Raw genomic sequence first — 16,558 nt, 5'->3', positions numbered from 1 at the left:
AAGTCGTTGCAGAGTGCTGATTCCAGAGCGGTTTGGCAATGGCCGAGCGCTGCCCCGTTCCAGCCAGTGTAGGAGCTGAAACGGGGAGCGCGCGGGCGCTTCGTCAGAAGGTCACGTCGGCGCTGTTGATCAACCGGGCGAACGCGCCGCCGAGGGTTGCGTTGTGGTGGTCAATGATGGCTTTGGCGGTCAACGCCAGAGTGTCCATGCAGGTGTGGGCGTCAGCCACCAGCAGCGGTTTGAAGCCCAGATCGGCAGCGGCGCGGCAGGTGCTGTCGATGCAGAACTGAGTCTTCATGCCAACGAGGTACAGATCTTTGATGTCTCCATGGCTGAGCTGCTGCGCAAGGTCCGTGTCGTGGAAGGCGTTGGGTCGGGACTTGTCGAACAGGTGATCGACTTCTGCGTCCAGTTCAAGCGTTGGCAACAATTGCCAGAAGGGGCTGCCCGCAGCAATCGGCGAGCCTTCTAGGCCGGTGTGTCGTACGGCGAAGACGGGCACGTGGTGTTGGCGCGCCTTTGCAATCAACTGCCGGATGTTGGCGAGAATGCGTTCGCCGTCGTGGGGTTTTTCCGGGCCGTGGAACAGACCGACCTGCATATCGATGATCAACAGTGCTGCAGACATGTGTTTCTCCTTGAGTGACAAAAGCAGCCGCACGGACGGGAGAAACAACAAGGCCCCGTCCATTGCTGGCGGGGCCCTGGGTTTGCTGCGCTGGTCTTACCCCAGGCACAAACACCACGACCCGCCGGTGGCGGTCGTGGTGGTGCGGGTGAGTTGCAGCGTGCGAAGGTTCATGGGGCTGATCATGCTGGCGGCGTCCACGGGCTGTCAACTGGCGTATTGGGCGATGCCGTTGCCAAACGACCAGTTCTCCTTTTTCACTTCCACCAGATTGATGAACACGTCTTCGAGGCGAACGCCCAGTTGCGTGTTCAGGCTTTGTGCGATGGTCTGGTACAGGGCTTTTTTCTGCTCCAGCGTTCGACCTTCGTTGAGGGTGATCTGGATGATCACCAGTTGGTCGCTGCGCTGGATGCCCAGATATTGCGGGTCGAAGATGAAATGTTCGCCGTCGTGTTCGTTGAGGATCTGGAAGTTATCGTGCTCCGGCACATTGATTGTGCTGCGCATGGCAGCGTAGATCTGCTCGCCGACGCGCTTGGCGAAGGTGGGATCGGTGCGTTTTTTGAGTTCGACGCGAACGAGCGGCATGAATGGAAACTCCGGGGAGGCAGGGGATTCATTCACGCTAGACCATTTGGGCCGGATTGGAAGACTCGGGTGTTCGATCGGACGCCTTCGCTGGCAAGCCAGCTCCCACAGGTCACGCGCTGCTCAAACTATCGTGACCAGATTCCAAATTCCTGTGGGAGCGGGCTTGCCCGCGATAGGGCAGGCAGCCTTCACACAGCACACTTGCTTGCCTGCAATCTGTCAGAAGACTCGTTGATTTTGTGACGGATAAAAGCGAAACGGCGCTGGTGATTGCACAGCACGTGGGGCTGGCGGAGCTGGCGGTGAATCAGTGCTCGACAAATGGGGGCCGACGGAATAAGCCTGGCTTGCGCCGGGGCGATTAGCCCTCCGCAATCTCTATGGCGATGTTGTATGAGTCGGCCTACCTGACTCCCGGATATTGCCTACAAAACCGCCGGATTCATCCGCTATCTGGCACGGGATGAATAGGAAATCATGAGGGTACAAAGTAGCCCCGGCAGCCACTGCCCACAGCCAAGGAAGGCGCATGCTTCAGAACGATCGGGAACAGCTGGAACTCGAAAGGCTAATGAATGAAACACGGAAACTTGTGGCAGAAAGGCAAAAGCTTCTGGCGGAGGCAAAAAAGCTAACGAGGGAGACAAGCTTATATCCGCTTGCAGTGTTAGGTGGAGTGGTGACCGCTGTCACGGCAGTAGCGGGTGTTTTTTTCAAATTTTGAGCAGGCGCCTCACAACAATCAGATCCATGACTCAAACAGGAATCAGCATGAACACATTTGACCGTAAGGCCATGATGGAGCGATCAGACCGAGAGCACGATGAATGGGCTGAAAAAGTGCGTCTCAAGAACAAGGGCGATATGTATCCAATCTGGGGCATGCTGGCTTTCGGAATCTTTTGCATGTCAATGGGATTCATCCTGGCTCGATCAATCTGATCAAAATTTTTTATCCCGCTCGGCATTGGAGCTTGCCGGAAAACGACATGAAGCGTATCTGATGCCGACAGCCATTTTCCCAAAAACGACACCCCACTGATCTGCTCCGCACAACCATTCCTCAGCTAAGTCTTTGCTTCTGCTCATTTATCGCGGAGAATCGCGCCCCTGTTTCGGCCGGAGCATGTCTGTCGGTTTTTTCCGACGCGTCCTGACCGAGTGGCAAGTGACCGGAATGCGGAGATCCGACCGGATGAATGATCAGGCCAAAAGCGTCGACCAACGCTTTGATGCAGCAGCACCCGCTGAACTTTCGAGCTGGAATCGCCAGGACACCACCTGGATGTTGGGACTGTTCGGGACGGCCATCGGCGCCGGTACCCTGTTTTTGCCGATCAACGCAGGGCTGGGTGGCTTTTGGCCGCTGGTGATCCTCGCGCTGCTGGCCTTCCCTATGACGTTCTTCGCACACCGTGGCCTGACCCGTTTTGTGCTGTCCGGTCGCGAAGGCGCTGACATCACCGACGTGGTCGAGGAGCATTTCGGCATCAAGGCCGGTGCGCTGATCACCTTGCTGTACTTCTTCGCGATCTTCCCGATCCTGCTGATCTACAGCGTCGGCCTGACCAACACGGTCGCCAGTTTCCTCGAACATCAATTGCATATCATGCCGCCACCGCGCATCTGGCTGTCGTTGGTGCTGATCCTCGGCCTGCTGGCCGTGGTGCGTTGCGGCGAGCAGGCGATCGTCAAGGCGATGAGCCTGATGGTGTACCCGTTCATCGTTGCGCTGTTGTTCCTCGCCGTGTACCTGATTCCGCACTGGAACGGCGGCATCCTCGCCACCGCTTCGCAAGTGCCGGCGCCATCGGCGTTGCTGCACACGATGTGGCTGGCGATTCCGGTGATGGTGTTCTCGTTCAACCACTCGCCAATCATCTCGGCGTTTGCGGTGGATCAGAAGCGTCGTTACGGCGTTAACGCCGACCAGCGCAGCTCGCAGATCCTCTGCCGTGCCCACCTGTTGATGGTGGTGATGGTGCTGTTCTTCGTCTTCAGTTGCGTGCTGACCCTGTCGCCGGAACAACTGGCTGAAGCCAAGGCGCAGAACCTGTCGATCCTGTCGTACCTGGCCAACCACTTCAACAATCCGACTATTGAGTTCGCGGCGCCGTTGATTGCGTTCGTGGCGATCTCCAAGTCGTTCCTCGGTCACTACATCGGTGCCAGCGAAGGCCTGAAGGGCTTGATCATCAAAAGCGGCAAGCGTCCGGGCGCAAAGGCTCTGGATCGCATTGTGGCGGCGTTCATGCTGGTGATCTGCTGGATCGTCGCAACCTGGAACCCGAGCATTCTGGGCATGATCGAGGCCGTTGGTGGTCCGGTGATCGCGGCGATCCTGTTCCTGATGCCGATGTACGCGATTCGTAAAGTGCCAGCGATGGCGCGCTATCGCGGCAAGGCGTCGAACGTGTTCGTGACCGCAGTAGGTCTGGTGGCAATTTCGGCGGTGATTTATTCGCTGACGGCGTAAGCCAAAGCCTCGAAGACTCAGCTACAGTGGCCGCTGTGCGTGATGCGCACAGCGGTTTTTTTTCGTCTGGAGACAGTGGATTGTCGAGCGCCCCACAACCTGTTGAATCACCCAATCGCTGGCGGGATGTACTCGCCGGTCTGTCGATTGCCGGGCTGTTGCTGCCCGAAGCCGTAGCCTACTCGACCATCGCCGCGCTGGCGCCGCAGGCCGGGGTGATCGCCCTGTTTGCCGGGTTGCTCTGTTACGGGCTGTTCGGTACCAGTCGTTTTGCCATTGTTTCGGCGACGTCATCCTCCGCGGCCGTACTGGCGGCGGCCACGGCAACGCTGGCCAATGGTGATCCGCAATTGCGCGCGACGCTGGCGGTCGGTCTGGTATTGGTCACGGGCGCGCTGTTTGTGCTGGCCGGGATCTTTCGTCTGGGCAGCGTCACGGCGTTCATTGCCAAACCGGTGTTGCGCGGGTTTGCCTTCGGCCTGGCGCTGACGATCATTCTCAAGCAGGTCGCCAGTGTGGTCGGCGTGCACCTGATCGACGCCAATCTGGTGCGCTTCGCCCCGCAATTACTTGAACAGTTGCCGCAATGGAACTGGCCGGCGGCGGCTGTGGCGGCAGTGGCACTGATGCTGTTGGCGGCGTTTTCGCGGTTGCCACGATTGCCCGGTGGTTTGCTGGTAGTGGTGATCGGCATCGCCGCCGGCCAATGGCTGAACCTGTCGGCGTACGGTGTGAAGATGATCGGCATGATCGACCTCAGCCTGGAAGTCCCCAACCTGCCGGTGCTGCCGTTCGCCGACTGGCTGCGGTTAGGGGAGGTGGGCTTTGCGCTGGTGATGATTCTGTACGCGGAGTCTTACGGCTCGATCAGTTCGTACGCGCTCAAACATGGTGACCGCGTGACGTCCAATCGCGATTTGCTGGCGCTGGGGGCGTCAAACCTGTTGTCCGGGTTGTTCCATGGCATGCCGGCGGGAGCGGGTTATTCGGCGACGTCGGCAAATGAAGCGGCGGGCGCCACTTCACGTTGGGCCGGCGGGGTGGCGGCGTTGGTGGTGCTGATCATCGTGCTGACCGTGTTGCCGTGGATCGCTTTGACCCCTGAACCGGTTTTGGCGGCGATTGTCATGCACGCGTTGGGGCGCGGTTTGAGTCTGCAGCCATTGGGGCGTTACTTCGTCTGGCGTCGCGACCGTGTGCTGGTGTTGTGCGCAGTGGCGGCGGTGCTGGTGCTCGGTGTACTCGACGGTTTGCTGGTGGCGGTGGCGATCAGTGTCTTGCTGATGCTCAAACAAATGTCGTCGGCGGATATTCAGGTGCTGGGGCGAATTGATGGCGGGCATGACTTTGTCGATCAACAGCGCCATCCGACGGCAACCAGCGAGCCGGGGGTGTTGATCGTCCGGCCGGGCGAGGCGTTGTTCTTCGCCAATGTCGAGCGGATCCTCGGCGCGGCGTTACGCTTGACTCGGCATTCGGATGCGCCTGTGCACACAGTGATTTTGAGTCTGGAGGAAACTCCGGATCTGGATGGCACCAGCATCGAGGCGATGCAGGAATTCTTTTTGCGGGTGCGTCAGGAAGGCAAGCGATTGATTCTGGCGCGACTCAAGCATGGGGCGTTGGTGGTGCTGGAGGCGTTGCCGGAGGTGCAGGCCAACGGCGTGATCCTCAGTGGCTTGAGCGTTGATGGCGCTGTGCAGAAAGCCCTCAAGCTCAACACTTGAACAGGTTGAATGAACTGGCCCCATCGCTGGCAAGCCAGCTCCCACAGGGATTGGGGTGAACCTCAGCACAGCTCACCTGTGGGAGCTGGCTTGCCAGCGATGAGGCCGGGACAGGCACTGACTATTCAACAGGCATAAAAAAACGCCGCTCATCTCACGATGGGCGGCGTTTTTCAGTGCGTTGCAGCGTTAGGCTTGAACGACCGGGATGTTGGCGTTCGCAGCAGCTTCACGGAACTCGGCGATCTGGTCGAAGGACAGGTAGCGGTAGATATCGGCCGCCATGCTGTCGATCTTGCCAGCGTATTCCATGTACTCCTCGACGGTCGGCAGGCGACCCAGGATCGAAGCAACGGACGCCAGCTCGGCCGAAGCCAGGTAGACGTTCGCGCCGTCGCCCAGACGGTTCGGGAAGTTACGGGTCGAAGTCGAGACCACGGTGCTGTTTGGCTCAACGCGTGCCTGGTTACCCATGCACAGCGAGCAGCCTGGCATTTCCATGCGTGCGCCGGCCTTGCCGTAGATGCCGTAGTAGCCTTCTTCGGTCAGTTGGTGAGCGTCCATTTTGGTCGGCGGCGACAGCCACAGACGGGTTGGCAGCTGACCCTTGACCTGATCCAGCAGTTTACCGGCAGCGCGGAAGTGACCGATGTTGGTCATGCACGAACCGATGAACACTTCGTCGATCTTCTCGCCAGCCACGCTGGACAGCAGACGGGCATCGTCCGGATCGTTCGGCGCGCACAGTACAGGCTCGCTGATGTCGGCCAGATCGATTTCGATGACTTCGGCGTATTCGGCGTCGGCATCGGCTTCCATCAGTTCCGGGTTGGCAACCCAGGCTTCCATCGCTTGAGCACGACGTTCCAGGGTACGCGCATCGCCGTAACCTTCACCGATCATCCAGCGCAGCAGGGTGATGTTGGAGTTCAGGTACTCGGTGATCGACTCTTTCGACAGCTTGATGGTGCAACCGGCAGCCGAACGTTCGGCCGAGGCGTCGGACAGTTCGAACGCCTGTTCCAGGGTCAGACCTTCCAGACCTTCGATTTCCAGGATGCGGCCGGAGAAGGCGTTTTTCTTGCCTTTCTTCTCGACGGTCAGCAGACCGTTCTGGATGGCGAAGTAAGGAATGGCATGAACCAGGTCACGCAGGGTGATGCCAGGTTTCATTTTGCCTTTGAAGCGCACCAGGATCGATTCCGGCATGTCCAGCGGCATTACGCCAGTGGCCGCAGCAAACGCGACCAGACCGGAACCGGCCGGGAACGAGATGCCCATCGGGAAACGGGTGTGCGAGTCACCACCGGTACCGACGGTGTCTGGCAGCAGCATGCGGTTCAGCCACGAGTGGATGATGCCGTCGCCCGGACGCAGGGAAACACCGCCGCGGGTCATGATGAAGTCAGGCAGGGTGTGGTGGGTGGTCACGTCGATCGGCTTTGGATAGGCCGCGGTGTGGCAGAACGACTGCATCACCAGATCAGCGGAGAAGCCCAGGCACGCCAGGTCTTTCAGTTCGTCACGGGTCATTGGACCGGTGGTGTCCTGAGAACCTACGGTGGTCATCTTCGGTTCGCAGTAGGTGCCAGGACGAACGCCCTGGCCTTCTGCCAGACCGCAAGCCTTGCCGACCATTTTCTGCGCCAGGGTGAAACCCTTGATGCTTTCAGCCGGAGCTTCAGGCTTCTTGAACAGATCGAATGCTGGCAGACCCAGTTCGGCGCGAGCCTTCTCGGTCAGGCCACGGCCGATGATCAGCGGGATACGGCCGCCGGCACGGACTTCGTCCAACAGCACAGGGGTCTTCATTTCGAAGGTGGTGATGACTTCGTCGGTACCGTGCTTGCAGACTTTGCCAGCGTGCGGGTACAGGTCGATTACATCGCCCATGTTCATGTTGGTAACGTCGAACTCGATTGGCAGTGCGCCGGCATCTTCCATGGTGTTGTAGAAGATCGGAGCGATTTTGCTGCCGAAGCAGAAACCGCCAGCGCGCTTGTTCGGCACGTAAGGAATGTCGTCGCCGAAGAACCACAGTACCGAGTTGGTCGCGGATTTACGCGAGGAACCGGTACCGACGACGTCACCGACGTAGGCGATCGGGAAGCCCTGACCGCGCATTTCTTCGATCTGCTTCATCGGGCCGGTCTTGCCTTGCTCGTCCGGAACGATGCCGTCACGGGCCATTTTCAGCATGGCCAGGGCGTGCAGCGGGATGTCAGGACGCGACCAGGCATCCGGGGCAGGGGACAGGTCGTCGGTGTTGGTTTCGCCGGTTACCTTGAATACGCGCAGGCTGATTTTGTCTTCCAGCACCGGGCGCTTCTTGAACCACTCGCCGTCAGCCCAGGATTGCAGCACGGCCTTGGCGTGAACGTTGCCGTTCTTGGCTTTTTCAGCGACGTCGTGGAAGGCGTCGAACATCAGCAGGGTGTGCTTGAGTTCTTCGGCGGCCACTGGCGCCAGTTCGGCGTCGTCCAGCAGCTCGACCAGGGTCACGATGTTGTAGCCGCCCTGCATGGTGCCGAGCAGTTCTACAGCGCGCTTTTTGTCCAGCAGAGGGGAGGAAACTTCGCCTTTGGCCAGAGCCGACAGGAAACCGGCTTTGACGTAAGCGGCTTCGTCCACTCCTGGTGGTACGCGATTGGTGATCAGGTCAACGAGGAAAGCTTCTTCGCCAGCCGGAGGATTCTTCAGCAGCTCGACCAGGCCTGCAGTTTGTTCGGCGTTAAGCGGCTGGGGAACGATACCCAGTGCTGCGCGCTCTTCGATATGTTTGCGGTAGGCTTCAAGCACAGTTATTACCCTCATCAGTGGTCCCAAATGGCTGTCCGGGACGCTCGTCGCGAAATGCTCGTACTCATGCGCTGCACGGCGTTGTGGGCCGTTTAGCCAGAATTACCGAACATTCCTTACAGAAGCTGCTTTCAAAGTTTTACGCCTGCAGAACGGGGAGCTGATGAGGGTTGGCGTAGAGCTTTTCCCCGCTGGAAAAACCCTTCGCCAACACCGCTCTGAAGGAACGACTGTGCTCGTGACGCTTTGAAAACAGCTTCTAACGGACATTGGCGCCTTAAAAGGCTGGCTGATTCTACGGCAAAAAAAATTTAAAGGTAAGTCGCGCTCTATTGGACTTTGGTGGCGTTGTGCGGGGCCTGCTAAAAGTCTGCCCGAGCGCTTGCCCCTGACGTTTGAGGGGTGATCAATGCCCGACAAAGGGCTAACATGCCGGCCTGTTCCGCGTTTCAGTGTTTTGCCAATTTATGCCCAATCAGACCATCAAGACCCCCTGCGTCGGCCTCTGCTCCACTGTTTACGGAGATCTGGTGTGCCGTGGCTGCAAGCGTTTCCATCACGAAGTGATCAATTGGAATGGTTACAACGAGGAGGAAAAGCGTGCGGTGTGGTTGCGGCTGGAGCAATTGCTGTCACAAGTGATGGCAAGCAAGGTCGAGATCTTTGATTCGGCGCGCCTGCGCCAACAGCTTGAACAGCGCAAGATCCGCTTTGTGCCGCATCAGTCGGAATATTGCTGGGCCTATCAGCTGATTGCCCGAGGGGCGCGGGTGATCATTAATCTGGAAGCCTACGGGATGGTCTTGCTGCCGGAATTTCGCGACTGGAACCTGCCGGAATTGCGCGATGCCATTGATCGGGAATTCTTCCTGCTGTCGGAAGCGCACTATCAGCGCTACATCGCCCCCGGCTTCCTGAAAGACGCCTTCGGCGCCTAGAAGCTTCGCGAGCAGGGCGCCCACAGTGATCGGAATTGAATGCAGATACTGTAGGCGCAAACAGATCCTGTGGGAGCTGGCTTGCCAGCGATGAGGTCGGTACATCCAATATCAATGTTGACTGACCCACCGCTATCGCTGGCAAGCCAGCTCCCACAGTGATTGCGGTGCATTTTGAATCACACAAGAACCTGTGGGAGTCTGGCTTGCCAGCGATGACGGCCGCATCAGCGCCGTAATTCTCAGTGTTTCACCGCCAGCTCTACCAGATGATCCTCAACCTCCTGCGGCTTGAGCACCAGCACATCACTTTCCAACGCATCCAGCACCACTTCAGCGGTGTTGCCGATCAACGCCCCAGACAATCCCGAGCGCGCCACTGTGCCGATCACGGTCACCGCCGCCTGCAGCTTGTGCGCCATGAACGGAATCAATACATCCGCCGGACCTTCCTCGATGTGCAGGTGCGCGTCATCCACGTCGAATTCGGCCTGAAATGCCCGGCATTGCTCGCGATAACGTGCTTCGATGGTTTCACTCAGTTGCAAGGTAGGGTCGGCGGCGGAGAGCATCGGTGACGGATGGGCGCTGATCACATGCAAATGCCCTTTGGCCAGACTGGCAATGTCATAGCCGTGATCGATGATCGTCGTGTGCAAATGCCGGTGCTCACCGTCGACATTGCCGACGTCGACCGCCGCCAGAATCACCTTGTCCTTCCACGAGCCAGCGGTTTTCACCAAAAGTACCGGAGTAGGGCAGTGGCGCAGCAATTTCCAGTCCGCCGGGGTCAGCAGGGCTTTTTTCAGCGAACTGTCGGGGAAGTGCTGCTTGATCACCAGCCCGCAACCCTCGGCCTGCTGCACGTCGATGATGGTTTCGTGCAGGCTCTCGTTCCACGCCTGTTCGGTGGTCGCGCTGTAGCCGTCGGCCAGCAGCGCGGCCTTGAGCACGCTGAGCATGGCGGCGTGATCGTGCTTCTTGTCGCACACCAGCAGGTGCAAATGGGCCTGGGTCACGCCAGCGATCAACTTGGCGCGCTTGAGCGCCAGGCTTTCCGAATGTTCGGGTTCGATGACCACCAGAATGCTGCGAATGGCTTGCATGAGCGGAGTCTCCAGCAAAGAAAAGGCACGGCGTTGCACAACTATAGTTGCTGCTCGAACAGCTGCGACTTGATGCATATCAACGCCAGCCGCTGGTGGTCTGCGGGCAGGCCGGTATAATCGGCGCCCTTCGCTCGAACACCTTTACCGTGAGCCCCATGATCCTTCCCGAAATCCACGAATTCCTTGGCTGCCGCACCCCCGACGCCTGGGTTCAGGCGGCACTGGCCGATCAGGAAACCCTGCTGATCGACCACAAGAACTGCGAGTTCAAGGCTGCCAGCACCGCGCTGAGCCTGATAGCCAAGTACCACTCCCACGTTGACCTGATCAATATGATGTCGCGTCTGGCCCGGGAAGAACTGGTGCACCACGAACAAGTCATGCGCATCATGAAACGCCGCAAGATCGAGCTGCGCCAGTTGCATGCCGGGCGCTACGCGTCAGGCCTGCGCAAAGTGGTTCGCAGCCACGAGCCGGTGAAACTGGTGGATACGCTGGTGGTGGGGGCGTTTATCGAGGCGCGCAGTTGCGAGCGGTTCGAAGCACTGGTGCCGCATCTGGACGAAGATCTCGGCAAGTTCTACTTCGGTTTGCTGAAAAGCGAGGCGCGGCACTTTCAGGGCTATCTGAAACTGGCCTACCAATACGGGGACGCCAAAGACATCGCCCAGGTGATCGACAGAGTTCGCACCACCGAGCAGGACTTGATCGAGTCCCCGGACGAGGAGTTCCGCTTCCACAGCGGCGTGCCTGCCTGAGATTGTTAAAAACTCTTAAGAGTATGAAACATCACCGAAAACCGGCCCCCGTGGCCGGTTTTTGCTGCCTGCGATAAACGCCTCGCCCGCGAATGCCGCCATAATGTCGCCCACTTCACAGATGGTTGGCAGATGGTCGTTATGGATAACCTGGGTTTTGGCAAAGTCCTGCTGGTGGAAGACGATGAACGCCTTGCCGCGTTGATCGCGCACTTCCTCGAACAACACGGCTACGAGGTGCGCACGGTGCATCGCGGGGATCTGGCCGTGGCCGCTTTTCTGGAGTTCAAACCCAAAGTCGTGGTGCTCGACCTGATGTTGCCGGGGCAGAGTGGCCTGCACGTGTGTCGGGAGATTCGTAGCGTGTCAGACACGCCGATCGTGATTCTGACCGCCAAGGAAGACGACCTCGACCATATTCTCGGCTTGGAGTCCGGTGCCGATGACTACGTGATCAAACCGATCAAACCGCCGGTGTTGCTGGCCCGGTTGCGCGCCTTGCAGCGGCGGCAGGTGCCGGACAGTGGCGTGGTCAGTTTTCTTGAGTTCGGCCAGTTGAGCATCGACCGCAGTTGCCGTGAAGTGCGCCTGGCGGGCGAGATCATCGAAATGACCACCATGGAATTCGAGTTGCTGTGGCTGCTGGCCAGTGCCGCCGGCAATACGCTGTCGCGCGATGACATCCTCAACCGCATGCGCGGCATTGCCTTCGATGGCCTGAACCGCAGCGTCGACGTGTACATCAGCAAGTTGCGCAACAAACTCAAGGACAATCCTCGCGAGCCGGTGTGCATCAAGACCGTGTGGGGCAAGGGTTATCTGTTCAATCCGTTTGCGTGGGAGTTGTAGATGCTGCGGTTATTCCTCGGGCTGTTTCTGGTGATGACGGTGGGGCTGGTGTTGGCCCTGCAAACCGTCGAACACACCTTCAACGCGTTGCTCGACAATCAGATGCAGGCCTACAACCGCGAAGCGGTGCGCGGTCAGGCGTGGTCGCTGGTGGATCATTTGCGCGGGCGTCAGGGCACGGATCGCGAGCAGCAACTGGAAACCTTGCGCCCGCATTACGGGCTGACACTGAAACTGGTCGAGGCCGATCAACTGGCCCTGAATGCCGAGGAAAAAGCCCAGCTGATGCAGAATCTTCTGGTGATCCGCGACAACTACACGCAGTTCATCAGCAACATCGACGGCGGTTCTCAGGTGCTCAGCATCAAGCTGCCGCCGGAGCCGAGTCTGATGCCGTTCTATATCTCGGCGGCTTACGGGATGCTCGCGGTACTGATCGGTATCGTCCTGTTTTTCTGGGTGCGCCCGCACTGGCGTGATCTGGAAAAACTGCGCCTGGCCGCCGAGCGTTTTGGCGATAACGATCTGTCGGCGCGTATCCAGTTGTCGAAACGTTCGAACATCCGCGACCTGGCCGAGCACTTCAACCTGATGGCGGCGCGCATCGAGAGTCTGATCGCCAATCAGCGCGAACTGACCAACGCGGTCTCTCATGAACTGCGTACGCCGATTGCGCGGCTGTCGTTCGAACTTGATCAGCTCAAGCAACAATCTGACCCGAGTCAGAATCGCGAATTGATCGCCGACATGTACGCCGACCTTGGCGAACTGGAAGAAATGGTCTCGGAGTTGCTGACTTACGCCAGTCTTGAGCGCGGTGCGACGGTGATCAAACGTGAAAATATTCAGGCGGGCAATTGGCTCGATAGCGTGGTTGGTAGTGTGGCGCTGGAGGCGGAGGCGGCGGGGGTACAGTTGTCGATCGGCGATTGCCGGCTCGAAACGGTACGCATCGAACCAAGGTTCATGGCCCGTGCGGTGATCAATTTGCTGCGCAATGCGATTCGTTATGCCGAGCAACGAGTGGAAGTCACGCTGGTGCGCAATGGCGATTACTACGAGGTGCAGGTCAATGACGATGGGCCTGGCGTGCCGGTGCACGGGCGGGAGAAGATTTTCGAACCGTTCTCGCGCCTGGATGCGAGCCGCGACCGGCGCACTGGTGGGTTCGGATTGGGGCTGGCCTTGGTGCGACGGGTGTCGCAGTCCCATGGCGGGCAAGTGGAGGTCGGTGATTCGCCTTGGGGTGGGGCGTCGTTTCGGATGACCTGGGCGCATCTGGATTGACTTGTGTTGGCATGGCCGACGCCATCGCTGGCAAGCCAGCTCCCACAGGTTTTGTGGTGTAACTGCTTTCCCGAAAACACCGCAAAACCATGTGGGAGCTGGCTTGCCAGCGATGAGGCCATCAGTCCCACCGCACACTCAGAAGGCGTACTCAACCTGCCCAGCCAATACCCACAGGTGTGACTACTTGCCCGACAACCCCGCAAAACCCTGTGGGAGCTGGCTTGCCAGCGATGAGGCCATCAGTCCCACCGCACACTCAGAAGGTGTACTCAACCTGCCCAGCCAATGAAGTCTGCAACCGCCTCTCGACAATCGGGCTGTCTGCTGCTTCATGGCTCAGGTACTGCACCGCCAGCACTGACGACACGCTCCAGCGCTCATCAATCGGCAATGTCCAGGTCAAGTCCGCGCCGCGACTGATTAATCCGGCTTTCGGTTCATAAGCCCGGTACTGACTGCGCGAAGCCTGTGCCGTGTTCACGCCATACCAGGTGCGCAGGTAATCGCTATCGCCGAACTGGCTGTTCAGCCCGCCGATCACCTTGCCAAAACGGCCTTCATACAATGGAAGGTTGATGCTCAGTTTCAGGCGATTCCACGATGAGCCGGTGTCGTGGTCATCGTCGTCCTTTTCCAGCGCATGCTCGAAACTCGCGCCGAGAATGATCGGCCCCATGTGATAGCGGCCGTCCACATCCAGCACCGGGCGCGACTTGATCGAGCCCATGCCGTTCAGTTCGTCGGAACCCTTGAACCCGGTCTTGCGATCCTTGCGCACATCGCTGGCGCCGACGTAAACGCTGAGACCGAAATCCTCTTCGTCAAAGCCCCAGCCCAGCCCTCGGTTGCTGTCGAGAAAGAAACCCTGCGGACTGACCACTTCGACAGCCACCAGCGGCGCCGTCACCCGCTCATCGCTGCCGCTGTAGCGCGGAGCATTGACCGCGCCCGCGCGCAGGGTGGTGTGCCAGTCTTCGGCGCGCAGCGAACCGTCGGGCACCAGCAGGCAAAGGGAAGTCAGAGACAACGAAAACGTGCGAAACGACATCAGCATGGGGCACCCGAGGAGAATGTGGATGCGCCCATGCTAGGCGGGTGGCGAGCGGCAATCTTTGGCAGCTTTGTCGGGAAACTGTCAAAGACTGTTAAGCCGCGATCAGAAGTCCCATTTGGTGGTGAGCATCAGGTTGCGCGGCTCGCCGTAGAACGTTGTGTCGAAGTTGCCCAGCCCGGTCAGGTAGCGTTTGTCGAAGACGTTGTTGGCGTTGACGGTGAAGCTCAAGTGCTCGTCGTACTGATAACGCGTCATCAGGTCGACGAGGGTGTAGCCGCCTTGTTTGATGCTTGTGTAATCGCCGGCCGGCGCGCTGTAGATCTTGCCGTAAAACGCGCTCTGCCAGCTCACGCCGCCGCCGACGGTGACTTTGTCGAGCATGCCCGGCAGGCGATAGGTGGTGAAGGTGCGCACGGTGTGTTCAGGCTTGGTGGTCGACAGCGGATAACCGTAGATGCGCTGTTCATCGGCGTCACGGGTGCGCGCATAGGTATAGCCGGCGGAGACATTCCAGCCGTCGGCCAGTTCGCCGGCCAGTTCCAGTTCGACACCTTTGGTGGTGGCGCCGTCGATGGCTTTGTAGATGCCTTCGTTGGTCACTGCGTTGGTGCCGATCGATTCGGCGACGCCATCCTGCTCGATGCGGAAGAACGCCAGGCTGGCATTCAGGCGACCGTCGAAGTACGCCGCTTTCAGGCCCGCTTCGTAGCTATCGCCCTCGACCGGCGCGAGGGTCGAACCGTTGCTGTCCTTGTAGGTCTGCGGCTGGTAGATGCTGGTGTAACTGGCGTACAGCGAGTAGGTGTCGTCGAGGTCATAAATCACCCCGGCGTAAGGCGTGACAACGCCGTGTTCCTTGTAACTGGCGTGAGTGTCGTCGAGACCGGCGCCCGGGTTGTAGCGGTAGTCTTCGTTGTACTTGAAGGTGCTCAAGCGGCTGCCGAGGATCACCGAAAGATCGTCGGTCGGGTGCAGACGCGTGGCCAGGTACACACCGTTCTGGCTCTGGGTGCGCTCGTATTTGCCGTTCTTCGGGAAGTCCTGTTTCGGCAGATTACCGTCCCAGTCGTAGATGCTGCCCGGCACTTGCGAGAAGGCGCTGGTGTCGTAGGTCGCACCGGTCTGGCGCGAGTGCGAGGTCATCACGCCGGCAATCAGCTCATGCTCGCGACCGCCCAAGGTGAACGGTCCGGAGACGTTGACGTCGGCGGTGTTCTGCACGCGATGGCCTTCCCAGCGTCCCCAGTACAGGAACATGCCTTCGCCGCTGGCACGATTCGGGTTGCCGCCGCTGGCCGAGGCCAGGCGCGTGTCGTGATCGGTGGTTTTCTGATCGAGCGTGACCTTGAACTTCCAGTCATTGGCCAGCGCCTGTTCGAGCGAGGCGAAGTAGGTGATGTTGTCGAAGTCGCGACGGCTCCAGTCCGCGGCGGAGTTGAAGTGACGCGGGAAATCGGTGCGCCCGCCATCGGCGAAGTACACCGGGTTACCGGTCCACGAACTGCCGCGTGGGGTGGTGCTGGACTTGTCGACGCCGAAGGTCAGCAGGGTGTCGTCGCTGAGGTCGGCTTCGAGGATGCCGTAGAACAGGTCTTTGCGCTGGCTGTAGTGATCGAGGTAGGAATTCTTGTCCGAATACGCACCGATGAAGCGCCCGCGCACATTGCCGGAATCGGTCAGCGAACCGGAGATATCACCGACGGTGCGGTAGGCGTCCCACGAGCCGATGGTGCCGCTGATCGAGGCTTTGAATTCCTTGGTGGGTTTCTTGCGGATCAGGTTGACGGTGGCCGATGGGTCGCCGGAGCCGGTCATCAGGCCGGTTGCGCCTTTGATGATTTCGATACGGTCGATGCTTGCTGCGTCGTCGCCGTTGTTGGGGTTTTCACCGTAGACGCCGTCGTAGGGAATGTTGATGCCGTCGTATTGGAAGTTGGTGATGGCCAGACCGCGTGCGGAGAACTCGGTGCGGTCGCTGTCGTATTTTTGCGTCGAAATGCCGGGGGTGTTGCGCAGTGCATCGCCGACGCTCTGCACGCCGCGATCATCCATTTGCTGGCGGGTGATCACCGTCACCGATTGCGGGGTTTCGCGGATCGACAGCGGCAGGCCGGTGGCCGAAGACATCGCGCCGGTGGTGTAGGAGCGTGTGTCTTCGGTGGTGGCGCCGAGGCCCTGGGCGGAAATATTGGTCGCGCCCAACTGCAAAGCCTGGTCGTTTTTTGCCGGCGTTTCAGCCGCGTGGGAAGAAAGGCTCAGCAGAGCGGCCGCAAGCGGGCACAAGGCAAAACGAAAACGGACGTGCGACATGGAGATCCCTTTGCATCGAATCGATC

Annotated in this window: 14 protein-coding genes; 8 read left to right on the top strand and 6 right to left on the bottom strand. The window is 59.4% G+C overall.

The genetic code is table 11. From position 1 onward, the window contains the following. Positions 1–103 precede the first annotated feature (103 nt). Together AC3WMT_RS08260 and AC3WMT_RS08255 are read right to left on the bottom strand one after the other, a co-directional pair. Complete coding sequence (locus AC3WMT_RS08260; protein WP_103303341.1) at positions 104–628, bottom strand: cysteine hydrolase family protein; 525 nt, start codon at positions 626–628, stop codon at positions 104–106. 207 nt (positions 629–835) lie between these two features. Continuing rightward, positions 836–1,219, bottom strand: a complete 384-nt coding sequence (locus AC3WMT_RS08255; protein WP_103303342.1) for a tautomerase family protein — start codon at positions 1,217–1,219, stop codon at positions 836–838. Positions 1,220–1,751: 532 nt separating this feature from the next. Here AC3WMT_RS08255 and AC3WMT_RS08250 point away from each other — a divergent pair. The 4 genes from AC3WMT_RS08250 to AC3WMT_RS08235 all read left to right on the top strand — a co-directional run bounded on the left by AC3WMT_RS08250 (position 1,752) and on the right by AC3WMT_RS08235 (position 5,425). Beyond that, the gene (locus tag AC3WMT_RS08250; RefSeq protein ID WP_103303343.1) at positions 1,752–1,946 is read left to right on the top strand and encodes a hypothetical protein; all 195 of its coding nucleotides are present in this window, start codon (positions 1,752–1,754) and stop codon (positions 1,944–1,946) included. A 47-nt stretch (positions 1,947–1,993) separates the two neighbouring features. Continuing rightward, positions 1,994–2,164: a hypothetical protein gene (locus tag AC3WMT_RS08245; RefSeq protein ID WP_177431378.1), complete on the top strand. Its 171-nt coding sequence runs from the start codon at positions 1,994–1,996 to the stop codon at positions 2,162–2,164. Between the two features lie 253 nt (positions 2,165–2,417). Then, positions 2,418–3,698, top strand: coding sequence for a serine/threonine transporter (locus tag AC3WMT_RS08240; protein WP_103303344.1), 1,281 nt, complete (start codon positions 2,418–2,420; stop codon positions 3,696–3,698). An 80-nt stretch (positions 3,699–3,778) separates the two neighbouring features. Next, positions 3,779–5,425: a SulP family inorganic anion transporter gene (locus AC3WMT_RS08235; RefSeq protein ID WP_103303345.1), complete on the top strand. Its 1,647-nt coding sequence runs from the start codon at positions 3,779–3,781 to the stop codon at positions 5,423–5,425. Positions 5,426–5,614: 189 nt separating this feature from the next. On the opposite strand, the gene acnB is transcribed toward AC3WMT_RS08235, so the two are convergent. Further along, complete coding sequence (gene acnB / locus AC3WMT_RS08230) at positions 5,615–8,224, bottom strand: bifunctional aconitate hydratase 2/2-methylisocitrate dehydratase (protein ID WP_103303346.1); 2,610 nt, start codon at positions 8,222–8,224, stop codon at positions 5,615–5,617. Between the two features lie 467 nt (positions 8,225–8,691). Between acnB and AC3WMT_RS08225 the strand changes: the two genes are divergently transcribed. Beyond that, positions 8,692–9,162 carry a DUF1289 domain-containing protein gene (locus tag AC3WMT_RS08225; protein ID WP_103303347.1) on the top strand — a complete coding sequence of 157 codons (471 nt, stop codon included), beginning with the start codon at positions 8,692–8,694 and terminating at the stop codon, positions 9,160–9,162. Positions 9,163–9,404: 242 nt separating this feature from the next. Here AC3WMT_RS08225 and AC3WMT_RS08220 read toward each other — a convergent pair whose 3' ends face one another. Then, entirely contained in the window at positions 9,405–10,268 is an 864-nt protein-coding gene (locus AC3WMT_RS08220) for a universal stress protein (protein WP_103303348.1), read from the bottom strand. A 158-nt stretch (positions 10,269–10,426) separates the two neighbouring features. On the opposite strand from AC3WMT_RS08220, the gene AC3WMT_RS08215 reads away from it, so the two are divergent. From AC3WMT_RS08215 to AC3WMT_RS08205, 3 genes are all read left to right on the top strand, one after another. After that, a complete protein-coding gene (locus AC3WMT_RS08215; protein ID WP_103303349.1) occupies positions 10,427–11,029 on the top strand; it encodes a MiaE family protein in 603 nt (200 codons plus the stop codon). Between the two features lie 141 nt (positions 11,030–11,170). Further along, entirely contained in the window at positions 11,171–11,878 is a 708-nt protein-coding gene (locus tag AC3WMT_RS08210; RefSeq protein ID WP_103303350.1) for a response regulator, read from the top strand. Beyond that, positions 11,879–13,165, top strand: a complete 1,287-nt coding sequence (locus AC3WMT_RS08205) for an ATP-binding protein (protein WP_103303351.1) — start codon at positions 11,879–11,881, stop codon at positions 13,163–13,165. Between the two features lie 259 nt (positions 13,166–13,424). Here the strand turns inward: AC3WMT_RS08205 and AC3WMT_RS08200 are convergent, their stop codons facing one another. Beyond that, complete coding sequence (locus tag AC3WMT_RS08200; RefSeq protein ID WP_103303352.1) at positions 13,425–14,222, bottom strand: MipA/OmpV family protein; 798 nt, start codon at positions 14,220–14,222, stop codon at positions 13,425–13,427. A gap of 102 nt (positions 14,223–14,324) precedes the next feature. Beyond that, the gene (locus AC3WMT_RS08195; protein ID WP_103303353.1) at positions 14,325–16,532 is read right to left on the bottom strand and encodes a TonB-dependent siderophore receptor; all 2,208 of its coding nucleotides are present in this window, start codon (positions 16,530–16,532) and stop codon (positions 14,325–14,327) included. Positions 16,533–16,558: the final 26 nt, after the last annotated feature.

The sequence above is a fragment of the Pseudomonas sp. FW305-7 genome, assembly GCF_058786735.1.
The sequence above is the reverse complement of the archived record's forward strand: the minus strand, read 5'-3'. Positions and strand labels throughout refer to the sequence as shown.